Raw genomic sequence first — 12,651 nt, 5'->3', positions numbered from 1 at the left:
GTTGGTCAAATCCTGAGCAATTTCCGATATAATTCGCGCCCCTCATTTTCGGCAGGCCCTGCGCGCGCTGTTAACCAATGAAACTCATCGTCAAAGTCTTCCCAGAAATCACCATCAAGAGCCGGCCGGTGCGCAAGCGCTTCATCCGCCAGCTCGGCAAGAATATCCGCAACGTGCTCAAGGACCTCGACCCTGAGCTTGCGGTGGATGGTGTGTGGGACAACCTCGAAGTGGTTACCCGCGTCGAAGACGAGAAAGTCCAGCGCGAGATGATCGAGCGCCTCACCTGCACCCCGGGTATTACCCATTTCCTGCAGGTAGAGGAATACCCGCTGGGTGACTTCGACGATATCGTCGCCAAGTGCAAGCACCATTTTGGCCACCTGCTGGCCGGCAAGCACTTCGCCGTGCGCTGCAAGCGCGGTGGTCACCATGACTTCACCTCGATGGACGTCGACCGTTACGTCGGCAGCCAGCTGCGCCAGCAGTGCGGCGCTGCCGGCATCGCGCTGAAGAACCCCGAGGTGATGGTGCGCATCGAGATCCGCAACCAGCGCCTGTACGTGATCCACAACCAGCACAATGGCATTGGCGGTTACCCGCTCGGTGCGCTGGAGCAGACCCTGGTGCTGATGTCCGGTGGCTTCGACTCTACCGTGGCGGCCTACCAGATGATGCGCCGTGGCCTGATGACCCATTTCTGCTTCTTCAACCTTGGCGGCCGTGCCCACGAGCTGGGCGTGATGGAAGTGGCCCATTACCTGTGGAAGAAGTACGGCAGCAGCCAGCGCGTGCTGTTCATCAGCGTGCCGTTCGAGGAAGTGGTTGGCGAAATCCTCAACAAGGTCGACAACAGCTACATGGGCGTGACCCTCAAGCGCATGATGCTGCGCGGCGCCGCGCATATGGCCGACCGCCTGCAGATCGACGCATTGGTGACCGGCGAGGCGATTTCCCAGGTATCGAGCCAGACCTTGCCGAACCTGTCGATCATCGACTCGGCCACCGACAAGCTGGTGCTGCGCCCGCTGCTGGCCACGCACAAGCAGGACATCATCGACCAGGCCACCGAAATCGGCACCGCCGACTTCGCCAAGCACATGCCGGAATACTGTGGCGTGATCTCGGTGAACCCGACCACCCATGCCAAGCGCCACCGCATGGAGCACGAAGAAAAGCAGTTCGACATGGCCGTGCTGGAGCGCGCCCTGGAGCGCGCCAAGTTCATTTCCATCGACCACGTGATCGATGAATTGGGCAAGGACATCGAAATCGAGGAAGTGGCCGAGGCGCTGCCAGGCCAGATCGTCATCGACATTCGTCACCCCGACGCCCAGGAAGATCAGCCTCTGGTACTGGAAGGTATCGAGGTCCAGGCCATGCCGTTCTATGCCATCAACAGCAAGTTCAAGCACCTGGACCCCACGCGCCAGTACTTGCTGTATTGCGACAAGGGTGTGATGAGCCGTTTGCACGCACACCACCTGCTCAGTGAGGGACATGCCAATGTGCGTGTTTATCGTCCGACATAAGACGCCGGGGCTGTATGGCGGCAGTATCCGCCATCGCCCTCCCGACCGCCGGGCCCGCTGAGCCTTAAACAGTACATATTCGCCGCCTACACTGGGCGGCAACCGAATCCTCTGATCGAGATACACTTGTGATCGAAAATCTGCGTAACATCGCCATCATCGCCCACGTTGACCATGGTAAAACCACCCTGGTCGACAAACTCCTGCGTCAATCCGGCACCCTGGAGCGTAACGAGCTCAACGACGAGCGCGTCATGGACTCCAACGACCAGGAAAAAGAGCGCGGTATTACCATCCTGGCGAAGAACACCGCCATCAACTGGAACGGCTACCACATCAACATCGTCGACACCCCCGGCCACGCCGACTTCGGTGGCGAGGTCGAGCGTGTAATGTCGATGGTCGACTCGGTGCTGCTGCTGGTCGACGCCCAGGACGGCCCGATGCCGCAAACCCGCTTCGTGACCAAGAAGGCCTTCGAAGCCGGCCTCAAGCCAATCGTCGTGATCAACAAGGTCGACCGCCCGGGCGCGCGTCCGGACTGGGTTCTGGACCAGATCTTCGACCTGTTCGACAACCTCGGTGCCACCGATGAACAGCTGGACTTCAAAGTCGTCTACGCCTCGGCCCTGAACGGCATTGCCGGTCTGGACCACACCGCCATGGGCGAAGACATGACTGCGCTGTACCAGTCGATCGTCGACAACGTACCGGCACCGTCTGTTGACCGTGACGGCCCGTTCCAGATGCAGATCTCCGCACTGGACTACAACAGCTTCCTCGGTGTTATCGGCGTTGGTCGTATCGCCCGTGGTCGCGTCAAGCCGAACACCCCGGTTGTCGCCATCGACACCAACGGCAAGAAGCGTAACGGCCGTATCCTGAAACTGATGGGCCACCACGGCCTGCACCGCGTCGACGTCGAAGAAGCCCAGGCTGGCGACATCGTCTGCATCAGCGGTTTCGACGAGCTGTTCATCTCCGACACCCTGTGCGCCCCGGACGCGGTAGAGGCGATGAAGCCGCTGACCGTTGACGAGCCAACCGTTTCGATGACCTTCCAGGTCAACGACTCGCCATTCTGCGGTAAAGAAGGCAAGTTCGTTACCAGCCGCAACATCAAGGACCGTCTGGACAAGGAGCTGCTGTACAACGTGGCCCTGCGCGTTCAGGAAACCGATTCCCCTGACAAGTTCAAGGTATCGGGCCGTGGCGAGCTGCACCTGTCGGTACTGATCGAAACCATGCGTCGTGAAGGCTTCGAGATGGCTGTTGGCCGCCCTGAAGTGATCATCCGCGAAGTCGACGGCGTGAAGCAGGAACCGTTCGAGAACGTCACCATCGACATCCCTGAAGAATCCCAGGGCAAGGTCATGGAAGAGATGGGCCTGCGTAAGGGTGACCTGACCAACATGGTGCCGGATGGCAAGGGCCGTGTTCGCCTGGAATACAACATTCCAGCCCGTGGTCTGATCGGCTTCCGTAACCAGTTCCTGACCCTGACCAACGGTGCAGGCATCCTGACCTCGATCTTCGACCGCTACGACACCATGAAGTCGGGCCAGATGTCTGGCCGCCTGAACGGTGTTCTGGTGTCGGTCGAAACCGGCAAGGCACTGACCTACTCGCTGGAAACCCTGCAGGCTCGCGGCAAGCTGTTCGTTGAACACGGCCAAGAGATCTACAACGGTCAGATCATCGGCCTGAACAGCCGTGACAACGACCTGGGCGTGAACCCGACCAAGGGCAAGAAGCTGGACAACATGCGTGCTTCGGGCAAAGACGAAGTCATCGCCCTGGTACCGCCAGTTCGCCACACCCTGGAACAGGCCCTGGAATTCATCCAGGACGACGAGCTGTGCGAAGTCACGCCTAAGTCGATCCGTCTGCGCAAGAAGATCCTGGACGAAGGCGAGCGTACCCGCGCTGCCAAGAAAGCCAAGAACTGAGTTAGCTCAGGCTGAATAAAAGCGCCCCCGGTCGAAAGGCCGGGGGCGTTTTTTTATGCTTGCAGAATTTGCGATGGCCCTTTTCGCGGGCTTGCCCCACAGGTACTGCACAGGCCTTGAGGATCGCGCAGATCCTGTGGGAGCGGGCAAGCCCGCGAAGAGGCCCTTGATGGCTAACGCTCAGCGCCCGACCACCTTGGGCTTGTACGCACAATACCCCGGCCTCGGCCCAACCTTGGGGTGGTTGCGGCAGGTGTCCGGGCGCTTGTCATAAATGGTGCACAGGCGGCTTTTGCGATCCAGATACATGCAGTCGTCGTTGCTCATCCGGGTCAGGGTGAAGATGCCTGACTTCTGGTTGAAGCGCTCGATGATGCCTTCTTTCTGCAAACGCTTGGCCACGTTCTTCGGCGGTTCGTCTTTCTCGAATTCATCGACTACGCCGATGCGGATCAGATCCTTGATCTTCACCTCCACCGGCAGGGTGCAGCAGGTCGAATGGCAGCCATGGCACATGTTGCTGGTGTAGCGCTGCCAGGTCTCCAGGCGGTCGACTTCGGCTGCGGCGATCAGGGTCGTTTTCATCTTTATAAGGGGCGGATCACGGTCTTGGGGCGCGCGATGATACCGGAATTGTTCAATTTATGAACAACCTTTTGCCGGAATCACCAAGTCGGCATGAAAACTGCGAACCGTAACTGTCTCTCCCTGTCGAAGGGTCTAGTCTGAACACTCTCCCTCCGCTTTCGTCAACTTGCCCGAGGATGCCCCATGTCCCAGGAACCTGAAGCTCGTGACGCCGAAGTCGCGGATTTTCGCGCTGCCGTACTGAACAAGCTGACCTATGCGGTTGGCAAGGACCCGGAGCACGCCTTCGACCATGACTGGTTCGAAGCCATCGCCCTGGCCGCGCGCGATCACATGGTCGACCACTGGATGGACCACACCCGCCAGGCCTACCGACGTAGCCAGAAACGGGTCTACTACCTTTCCCTGGAGTTTCTGATTGGCCGCCTGCTCTACGACAGCCTGAGCAACCTGGGCTTGCTGGACATCGCCCGAGAGGCCCTGCAAGACCTGGACGTGGACCTGGAGCGCATCCGCCTGCTGGAGCCCGATGCCGCACTGGGCAACGGTGGCCTGGGGCGTCTGGCCGCCTGCTTCATGGAAAGCATGTCGACCCTGGGCATTGCCGCCCATGGCTACGGTATCCGCTACGAGCATGGCTTGTTCCGCCAGGCACTGGTCGATGGTTGGCAGCAGGAGCAGACCGAGAACTGGCTGGACTTCGGCAACCCGTGGGAGTTCGAGCGTGCCGAAGTGATCTACCCAATCAGCTTTGGCGGTAGCGTCGAAACGGTGCACGACAACCACGGCAACCAACGCCAGGTGTGGTCACCTGGCGAGACCGTGCGTGCGGTAGCGTACGACACGCCGGTGGTCGGCTGGCGGGGTTCGAGCGTCAACACCCTGCGCCTGTGGCGCGCACGGGCGCTGGAAGAGCTGCACCTGGAGCGTTTCAACGCCGGTGACCACCTGGGTGCAGTGGCCGAGGTGGCACGTGCCGAGAGCATTTCGCGGGTGCTGTATCCGGCGGACAGTACCGAGGCCGGGCAGGAACTGCGCCTGCGCCAGGAGTATTTCTTCGTATCGGCGTCACTGCAGGACTTGCTGCGCCGCCACCTGAACCAGCATGCCTCGCTGCTCAACCTGCCCGATGCGGCCGCCATCCAGCTCAACGACACGCACCCGTCCATTGCCGTGGCGGAGCTGATGCGCTTGCTGGTGGACCAGCACGAAATCCCATGGGAAAAGGCCTGGGAGCTGACCGTCGGCACCTTGGCCTACACCAACCACACCCTGTTGCCCGAAGCGCTGGAAACCTGGCCGGTGGCGTTGATGGAGCGCATGCTGCCGCGGCACATGCAGATCATCTACCTGATCAACGCGTACCATATCGACAGCCTGCGTGCCAAAGGCCTGCACGACTTCGACGTGCTGCGGGCGGTGTCGCTGATCGAGGAAGACAACGGCCGCCGAGTTCGCATGGGCAACCTGGCATTCCTCGGCTCGCACAGCGTCAACGGCGTTTCGGCGTTGCACAGCCAGCTGATGAAGAGCACGGTGTTCGCCGAGCTGCACAAGTTGTATCCGCAGCGTATCAACAACAAGACCAACGGCATTACCTTCCGCCGCTGGTTGTACCAGTCCAACCCGCAACTCACCGACATGCTGGTGGAGGCGCTGGGGCCGGAGCTCAAGGACGACCCGGAGGGGCGCCTGGCCGGTTTGGTGCCGTTCGCCGACAAGGCGGGTTTCCGCAAGCAGTTCGCGGCTCAGCGCCTGCACAGCAAGCGTGCCCTGGCCAGCATCATCCAGGACCGCGTTGGCGTCACGGTCAACCCCGAAGCGCTGTTCGACGTGCAGGTCAAGCGTATTCACGAGTACAAGCGCCAGTTGCTCAACCTGCTGCATACCGTGGCCCTGTACCAGGCCATGCGCAACGACCCTGGCACCAATTGGGTGCCGCGGGTGAAGATTTTCGCCGGCAAGGCGGCGGCCAGCTACCACCAGGCCAAGCTGATCATCAAGCTGACCAACGACATCGCCCGGGTGGTGAACAACGACCCGACCGTGCGTGGCCAGTTGAAGGTGGTGTTCCTGCCCAACTACAACGTCAGCCTGGCCGAGAGCATCATTCCGGCTGCGGACCTCTCCGAGCAGATTTCCACGGCCGGTTACGAAGCCTCGGGTACCAGCAACATGAAGTTCGGCCTGAACGGCGCACTGACCATCGGTACCCTGGATGGGGCCAACGTGGAAATGTGCGAGCAGGTCGGTGCCGACAACATGTTCATATTCGGCCTGACCGCCCAGCAGGTCGAGGCGCGCAAGCGGGCGGGTGATTTTGGCGCCACGGCGGCGATTGCTGCGTCCAACCGCCTCAACGACGTACTGCAGGCGATTCGCAGCGGTGTGTTCTCGCCGGACGACCCTTCGCGCTACACCGGCTTGATCGATGGGCTGGTGGCCTATGACCGCTTCCTGGTATGTGCCGATTTCGATGCCTACTGGGATGCCCAGCAGCGCGTCGAGGACTTGTGGCACACGCCGGAGCAATGGTGGCGCATGGCGGTGCTGAACACGGCGCGGATGGGCTGGTTCTCGTCGGACCGGACCATTCGCGAATATGCTACGCAGATCTGGAAAGCGCTGGATTGAAGGTGCCTGCACCGCCTTCTTCACGGGCTCGCTCGTGAAGAAGGCGGGCGCCGACCACCGGCCTGGCACCCGCTGAACTACCGACCTATTGTGCCGTCAGAGTGCCGTGGCGAGTCTCATCACTCGCTAGCCTGCAACTCTCCCTGTAAACTGCGGGGGTTTTTCATCTCCCCCATCCTTTCGGAGCCATACATGTCCCGCGTTACCCTGAGTCGCTATCTGATTGAGCAGACCCGCAGCAACAATACCCCTGCCGATCTGCGCTTCCTGATCGAAGTGGTGGCGCGTGCGTGCAAGGAAATCAGCCATCACGTGTCCAAGGGCGCCCTCGGCGGTGTGCTGGGCAGCATGGGCACGGAAAACGTGCAGGGCGAAGTCCAGAAGAAACTGGACGTGATTTCCAACGATATCCTGCTGGAGGCCAACGAGTGGGGCGGCCACCTGGCCGGCATGGCCTCGGAAGAAATGGACAACGCCTACCAGATTCCGGGCAAGTACCCCAAAGGCGCCTACCTGCTGGTCTTCGACCCGCTGGACGGTTCGTCGAATATCGACGTCAACGTTTCGGTCGGCACCATCTTCTCGGTACTGCGTTGCCCTAACGAGTACCTGAGCCAGAACGAAACCCTGAACGAAAACGCCTTCCTGCAGCCAGGCACCCAGCAGGTGGCTGCCGGCTACGCCATCTACGGCCCGCAGACCATGCTCATCCTCACCCTGGGCAACGGCGTGAAAGGCTTCACCCTGGACCGCGAGCTGGGCAGCTTCGTGCTTACCCACGAGAACATCCGCGTGCCGGAAACCACCGCCGAGTTCGCCATCAACATGTCCAACCAGCGCCACTGGGAAGCCCCGGTCCAGCGCTACGTCGGCGAGTTGCTGGCAGGCGAGACCGGCCCGCTGAAAAAGAACTACAACATGCGCTGGATCGCCTCGATGGTGGCCGACGTGCACCGCATCCTGACCCGTGGCGGCTTGTTCATGTACCCACGTGACGCCCGCGAGCCAAGCAAGCCGGGCAAGCTGCGCCTGATGTACGAAGCCAACCCGATGTCGTTCATCATCGAACAGGCCGGTGGCGCTTCTACCAATGGTTACGATCGCATCCTCGACATCAAGCCAGAAAGCCTGCACCAGCGTGTGTCGGTCATTCTCGGCTCGAAAGAAGAGGTCGAGCGCGTTACCGCCTACCACAAGGAGTAAGTCATGCTCGCACCTTGGCAGCCGTTGCTGGAATGGTGGTTCGGTTGGGGCACCAGTGCCCAGGCCGTGGCTGACGAGAAGAGCACGCTGTGGTTCGGCAAGCACCACGATGCCGAGGCCCATGCGCAGTTCGGTGAACTGGTGGAGCAGGCCCTGGCCGGCGGGCTCGACGAGTGGCAGCAAAGCCCGCAGGGCTGGTTGGGCCTGCTGCTCCTGCTCGACCAGCTGCCACGCATGATCTACCGCGACACGCCGCGCGCCTTCGAGGGTGACCGGCGTGCCCAGGTGGTGGCCATGCAGGGCCTGCAGAGGTACTGGGACTATCAGCTGCTGCCGATCCAGCGGGTATTCGTGCTGGTGGTGCTGGAGCACGCCGAGGTGCTGGACTGGCAAAACCTGTGCGTCGAGCGGTTTCAGATGCTGCTGGGCGAACAGCCCGAGGCCAGCCGCCGGTTGTTCGAAGGCTTCCTCGACTACGCCGAGCAGCACCAGCGGGTGATCGCCCGGTTCGGTCGCTTCCCGCACCGCAACCTGGTGCTGGATCGCCCGAGCACCAGCGAAGAGATGGACTTCCTGCTGGAGCCCGGGTCCAGGTTCTGATATTGCAGGGCCCTGCTGCGCAGGCCATCGCCACATAAGGCCGCCCCTACAAGGGGCGGCTTTTTTATTGGCCGTTAACTAATGCTTTGTGATTAATCGCACAGTAGTGGCCACCCGACCAATGGTGTAGGGGTATAGGGGGGAGGGAAGGGAACAAAGGAGGGATTTTCACGTCGAAGGTCACTGCAGGCCACTCGCCTGTCTCATCTTCCCAGGAGTGTCCTTCAATGTCGTTGCGTTCCCTCGCCCTGTTGTCGCTGTGCGTCGTGCTGACTGCCTGCAGCAAGATCAACCAGGAAAACTATTCCAAGATCAAGGCCGGTATGAGCAAGGCCGAGGTCGAGCAGCTGCTCGGCACGCCGACCGAATGTTCCGGCGCGTTGGGCATGAGCAGCTGCACCTGGGGGGACGAGAAGAGCTTCATCAGCGTGCAGTATGCGGCTGACAAAGTGTTGATGTACTCAGGGCAGGGCCTCAAATGAGGCGTGTGTACCTGCTGATGGCGGTATGCCTGGCGGTGCTGCTGGGCGGTTGCGCAGGCTCTGTGCATGACCCGCTGGCGCCGAAAACCGCCGGCAATGTAGACCTCAAGCGTTACCAGGGCAAATGGTACGAGCTGGCACGCCTGCCCATGCGCTTCCAGGAGGGCTGCGAACAGTCCGAGGCCCATTACAACCTCAAGCCCGATGGCAGCTACGGAGTACTCAACCGTTGCCGCACCATGGGTGACGAATGGCTGCGCGCCGAAGGGCATGCCAATATCCAGGAGCCGGGCCATACCGATAAATTATGGGTCGAGTTCGATAACTGGTTCACCAAGCTGGTGCCGGGCGTGGCGCGGGGTGAATACTGGATTCTGTACGTTGACGAACACTATCGCACCGCCATCGTCGGCAGCCCGGACCGCAAGTACCTGTGGATCCTGTCACGCACGCCGACCCTGCCGGCCTGGCAGCGCGAGAACCTGCTGGCCAAGGCCCGTCAGCAGGGCTATGACACCAGCCGCTTGATCTGGCGCGCTTCCGACCAGCAGATCGTCAAGATGCATTGATGGCAGCATTGCCGGCCTTATCGCCGGCAAGCCATCTCTCATTTAACACTACATAACTTACTGATTTAGCAGGGGCCCTGTGGGAGCGGGCGTGTCGCGCTTATGAATTGAGTTCTCTGCGCGACAGCGCAGCCCGTAGGGCTGTGTGATCTCCCACAGGTACTACACAGTTCTCAAGCTTGGTGATGGCCCTGCATTACCCCAGCAACTGCCGCAGCACCTCGGCAAAGGCCACCCGGCTTTGTTCCTCCTGGGCGTGCCGCCCCTGGCGCACTACCCACTGCCCATTCACCATCACATCGCGCACCTGGCGATCGCCGCCGGCAAACAGCCAGCGGTTGAGGATGGCATCATCCTCGGCAATCGCCAGGTAAGGGTCCTGCCCGTCGAGCACCAGCCAGTCGGCACGTTTGCCCACGGCCAGCGCGCCGATTGGCTGCCCCAGCGCCTGGGCGCCGCCCGCCAGCGCGGCGTCATACAGGGTGCGCCCGACCATTGGCTGATCACCCCGATACAGGCGGTTGCGGCGCTGGTCACGCAGCCGCTGGCCATATTCCAGCCAGCGTAATTCCTCGACCACGCTCAGCGATACATGGCTGTCTGAACCAATGCCCATGCGCCCGCCCTGAGCCAGGAACTCCACGGCCGGGAAAATCCCGTCGCCCAGGTTGGCTTCAGTGGTCAGGCACAGGCCTGCCACCGCGCCGCTGCGGGCCATGGCTGCCACTTCGTCGGGTGCTGCGTGGGTGGCGTGTACCAGGCACCAGCGCCGGTCGACGTCGACATGCTCATACAGCCACTGCAGGGGCCGCAGGCCGCTCCACGCCAGGCAGTCGTCGACTTCCTTCTGCTGCTCGGCGATATGGATATGCACCGGTGCTTGCGTATCACTGGCCGCCAGCACTTCGGCGAGCTGCGCCGGCGCCACCGCCCGTAGCGAGTGAAAGCACAGGCCCAGGCGCTGCGCGGGCTGTGTGGCCAGCGCGGGGGCCAGCTGCGCCTGCAGTTGCAGGTATTGGTCGGTGGTATTGATGAAGCGCCGCTGGCCGTGGTTCGGCGCCAGGCCGCCGAACCCGGCATGGCTGTACAGCACCGGCAACAAGGTCAGGCCGATACCACTGTCAGCGGCGGCCGCACTGATGCGGCGGGATAACTCGGCGGGGTCGGCGTAGGGCTTGCCGGCCTGGTCATGGTGCACATAGTGAAACTCGGCGACCGCGGTGTAGCCGGCCTTGAGCATCTCGATGTACAGCTGCCGGGCAATGACCTGCAGTTGTTCTGGGCTGATCTGGCCGACCAGCCGGTACATCAGGTCGCGCCAGGTCCAGAAGCTGTCGTTGGGGTTGCCAGCAACCTCGGCCAGCCCGGCCATGGCGCGCTGAAAGGCATGCGAGTGCAGGTTGGGCATGCCGGGGACCAAGGGCCCGGCGAGCCGTTCGGCACCCTCGGGCGCAGCCCCTGGCTCGATACTGGCCACGTAGCCATCGCCGGCGACCTCGATGCGGACATGGCGGGCCCAGCCGCTGGGCAGCAGGGCACGTTCGGCGAAGTAGGCGGGCATGGTGCGAATCCTGTTATTGTTAGCTTGTATATACATATACAGGCGTTTGCCTGCCGGGTAAACTGCGGCAAGCTACCGCCCATTACATTTGCACAAGGATCCAACGCCGTGCCGACACCTCCTGTCTCCGCGCTGGTTGCCCAGATGGGCGAGGGCCCGGCGCCGCTGTATGCGCGGGTCAAACAGATGATCGTCCAGCAGATCGACAACGGCAGCTGGCCGCCGCATCACCGGGTCCCCTCGGAGAGCGAGCTGGTCAACGAGCTCGGCTTCAGTCGCATGACCATCAACCGCGCCCTGCGTGAACTCACGGCCGAAGGCCTGCTGGTGCGCATGCAAGGGGTGGGCACCTTCGTGGCTGAGCCCAAAGGTCGGTCGGCGCTGTTCGAGGTGAACAACATCGCCGACGAAATTGCCGCCCGTGGCCACAAGCATACGTGTCAGGTCATCACCCTCACCGAGGAAGCGGCCGGCTCGGAGCGCGCCCTGGCCCTGGACATGCGCGAGGGCCAGCGGGTGTTTCATTCGCTGATCGTGCATTTCGAGAACGGCGTGCCGGTGCAGATCGAGGACCGTTACGTCAATGCGGCGATCGCCCCCGACTACCTCAAGCAGGATTTCACCCGGCAGACGCCCTACGCCTACCTGTCCCAGGTCGCGCCCTTGACCGAAGGCGAGCACGTGGTCGAGGCGATCCTCGCCGAGCCGGAGGAATGCCGGCTGTTGCAGATCGAGCGGGGCGAGCCTTGCCTGCTGATTCGGCGCCGCACCTGGTCGGGCCGCCAGCCGGTGACTGCCGCGCGGCTGATCCACCCCGGATCCCGTCATCGCCTGGAGGGGCGTTTCAGCAAATGAGCCAGTTGCAGGTGTTGCGCGCGCAGGATTACCCGCGCATGCCATGGAAGAACGGTGGCGGTTTCACTGAAGAAATCACCCGCGACAGCGGCGAAGGCCTGGACGGCTTCGGCTGGCGCCTGTCGATCGCCGATATCGAGGACTCGGGCGGCTTTTCCACGTTTGCCGGTTACCAGCGGATCATCACTGTGCTGCAGGGCGACGGCATGCGCCTGGTGGTGGACGGCCAGGCCAGCCGGCCATTGCTGGCCTGCGATGCATTTGCCTTCAGTGGCGAGAGCCAGGTCAGTTGCAGGTTGCTGGGCGGGGCGATTCGGGATTTCAACCTGATCTATGCGCCGCAGCGTTACCGGGCGCGGTTGCAGTGGCTGGACGGTACCCAGCGAATGTACACCTCGGCGTCGACGGTGTTGCTGTTTGCGGCCTGTAATCAGGTCGAGGTGGCCTTGGCTGGGCGTGAGGCGCAACGGCTGGGGTTGTATGACTGCCTGCGGCTGGAGGGCAACGAAGCGTTGCTGGAGCTGGATGTGCAGGGGCGGTGCTGCCTGATTGAACTCATTCCAACTTGAGATAGCCGGGGCTGCTTTGCAGCCCAATCGCCGGCAAGCCAGCTCCCACGGGGATCGCATCAGGGCTGACAGGTGTTTGCCACAAGGTATGCAGCGCCTGTTAGAGCGA

The 12,651-nt window shown here is 62.1% G+C and carries 11 protein-coding genes; 9 read left to right on the top strand and 2 right to left on the bottom strand.

Annotation, left to right across the window (positions count from 1 at the left end; translation table 11 throughout):
- Window positions 1–77 precede the first annotated feature (77 nt).
- Window positions 78–1,532, top strand: coding sequence for a tRNA uracil 4-sulfurtransferase ThiI (gene thiI / locus DMX12_RS11270; RefSeq protein WP_009681219.1), 1,455 nt, complete (start codon window positions 78–80; stop codon window positions 1,530–1,532).
- Between the two features lie 128 nt (window positions 1,533–1,660).
- Complete coding sequence (gene typA, locus DMX12_RS11265; protein WP_009681218.1) at window positions 1,661–3,481, top strand: translational GTPase TypA; 1,821 nt, start codon at window positions 1,661–1,663, stop codon at window positions 3,479–3,481.
- A 180-nt stretch (window positions 3,482–3,661) separates the two neighbouring features.
- Here the strand turns inward: typA and DMX12_RS11260 are convergent, their stop codons facing one another.
- Window positions 3,662–4,066, bottom strand: coding sequence for a YkgJ family cysteine cluster protein (locus DMX12_RS11260; RefSeq protein WP_003249225.1), 405 nt, complete (start codon window positions 4,064–4,066; stop codon window positions 3,662–3,664).
- 186 nt (window positions 4,067–4,252) lie between these two features.
- Between DMX12_RS11260 and DMX12_RS11255 the strand changes: the two genes are divergently transcribed.
- The 5 genes from DMX12_RS11255 (at window position 4,253) to DMX12_RS11235 (ending at window position 9,557) form a co-directional block, all read left to right on the top strand.
- On the top strand, window positions 4,253–6,703 hold the full coding sequence (locus DMX12_RS11255) for a glycogen/starch/alpha-glucan phosphorylase (RefSeq protein WP_110677592.1): 2,451 nt from the start codon (window positions 4,253–4,255) through the stop codon (window positions 6,701–6,703).
- Window positions 6,704–6,895: 192 nt separating this feature from the next.
- Window positions 6,896–7,906 carry a class 1 fructose-bisphosphatase gene (locus tag DMX12_RS11250; RefSeq protein ID WP_009681216.1) on the top strand — a complete coding sequence of 337 codons (1,011 nt, stop codon included), beginning with the start codon at window positions 6,896–6,898 and terminating at the stop codon, window positions 7,904–7,906.
- Window positions 7,907–7,909: 3 nt separating this feature from the next.
- On the top strand, window positions 7,910–8,506 hold the full coding sequence (locus DMX12_RS11245; protein ID WP_110677590.1) for a DUF924 family protein: 597 nt from the start codon (window positions 7,910–7,912) through the stop codon (window positions 8,504–8,506).
- A 227-nt stretch (window positions 8,507–8,733) separates the two neighbouring features.
- Window positions 8,734–8,988 (top strand): outer membrane protein assembly factor BamE, encoded by a 255-nt coding sequence (gene bamE / locus DMX12_RS11240; protein WP_009681214.1) that lies wholly within the window; start codon window positions 8,734–8,736, stop codon window positions 8,986–8,988.
- Complete coding sequence (locus tag DMX12_RS11235; RefSeq protein WP_110677588.1) at window positions 8,985–9,557, top strand: lipocalin family protein; 573 nt, start codon at window positions 8,985–8,987, stop codon at window positions 9,555–9,557. Before bamE ends, DMX12_RS11235 begins: the two co-directional genes overlap by 4 nt.
- A gap of 196 nt (window positions 9,558–9,753) precedes the next feature.
- Here DMX12_RS11235 and DMX12_RS11230 read toward each other — a convergent pair whose 3' ends face one another.
- The gene (locus DMX12_RS11230; RefSeq protein ID WP_110677587.1) at window positions 9,754–11,118 is read right to left on the bottom strand and encodes a formimidoylglutamate deiminase; all 1,365 of its coding nucleotides are present in this window, start codon (window positions 11,116–11,118) and stop codon (window positions 9,754–9,756) included.
- Window positions 11,119–11,262: 144 nt separating this feature from the next.
- Between DMX12_RS11230 and hutC the strand changes: the two genes are divergently transcribed.
- Together hutC and DMX12_RS11220 are read left to right on the top strand one after the other, a co-directional pair.
- Window positions 11,263–11,973: a histidine utilization repressor gene (gene hutC, locus DMX12_RS11225; protein ID WP_154211989.1), complete on the top strand. Its 711-nt coding sequence runs from the start codon at window positions 11,263–11,265 to the stop codon at window positions 11,971–11,973.
- Window positions 11,970–12,542, top strand: a complete 573-nt coding sequence (locus DMX12_RS11220; protein ID WP_009683255.1) for a HutD family protein — start codon at window positions 11,970–11,972, stop codon at window positions 12,540–12,542. Before hutC ends, DMX12_RS11220 begins: the two co-directional genes overlap by 4 nt.
- The last annotated feature ends 109 nt before the right edge of the window (window positions 12,543–12,651 follow it).

It is taken from the genome of Pseudomonas sp. MB-090624, from assembly GCF_003205245.1.
GTDB classification, from domain to species: domain Bacteria; phylum Pseudomonadota; class Gammaproteobacteria; order Pseudomonadales; family Pseudomonadaceae; genus Aquipseudomonas; species Aquipseudomonas juntendi.
The sequence above is the reverse complement of the archived record's forward strand: the minus strand, read 5'-3'. Positions and strand labels throughout refer to the sequence as shown.

Bases quoted from the DNA above. Each gene is read 5' to 3' on its own strand.
- thiI (WP_009681219.1), top strand. From the start codon at position 78: ATGAAACTCATCGTCAAAGTCTTCCCAGAAATCACCATCAAGAGCCGG.
- DMX12_RS11260 (WP_003249225.1), bottom strand. From the start codon at position 4,066: ATGAAAACGACCCTGATCGCCGCAGCCGAAGTCGACCGCCTGGAGACC.
- DMX12_RS11255 (WP_110677592.1), top strand. From the start codon at position 4,253: ATGTCCCAGGAACCTGAAGCTCGTGACGCCGAAGTCGCGGATTTTCGC.
- DMX12_RS11250 (WP_009681216.1), top strand. From the start codon at position 6,896: ATGTCCCGCGTTACCCTGAGTCGCTATCTGATTGAGCAGACCCGCAGC.
- DMX12_RS11245 (WP_110677590.1), top strand. From the start codon at position 7,910: ATGCTCGCACCTTGGCAGCCGTTGCTGGAATGGTGGTTCGGTTGGGGC.
- bamE (WP_009681214.1), top strand. From the start codon at position 8,734: ATGTCGTTGCGTTCCCTCGCCCTGTTGTCGCTGTGCGTCGTGCTGACT.
- DMX12_RS11235 (WP_110677588.1), top strand. From the start codon at position 8,985: ATGAGGCGTGTGTACCTGCTGATGGCGGTATGCCTGGCGGTGCTGCTG.
- DMX12_RS11230 (WP_110677587.1), bottom strand. From the start codon at position 11,118: ATGCCCGCCTACTTCGCCGAACGTGCCCTGCTGCCCAGCGGCTGGGCC.
- hutC (WP_154211989.1), top strand. From the start codon at position 11,263: ATGGGCGAGGGCCCGGCGCCGCTGTATGCGCGGGTCAAACAGATGATC.
- DMX12_RS11220 (WP_009683255.1), top strand. From the start codon at position 11,970: ATGAGCCAGTTGCAGGTGTTGCGCGCGCAGGATTACCCGCGCATGCCA.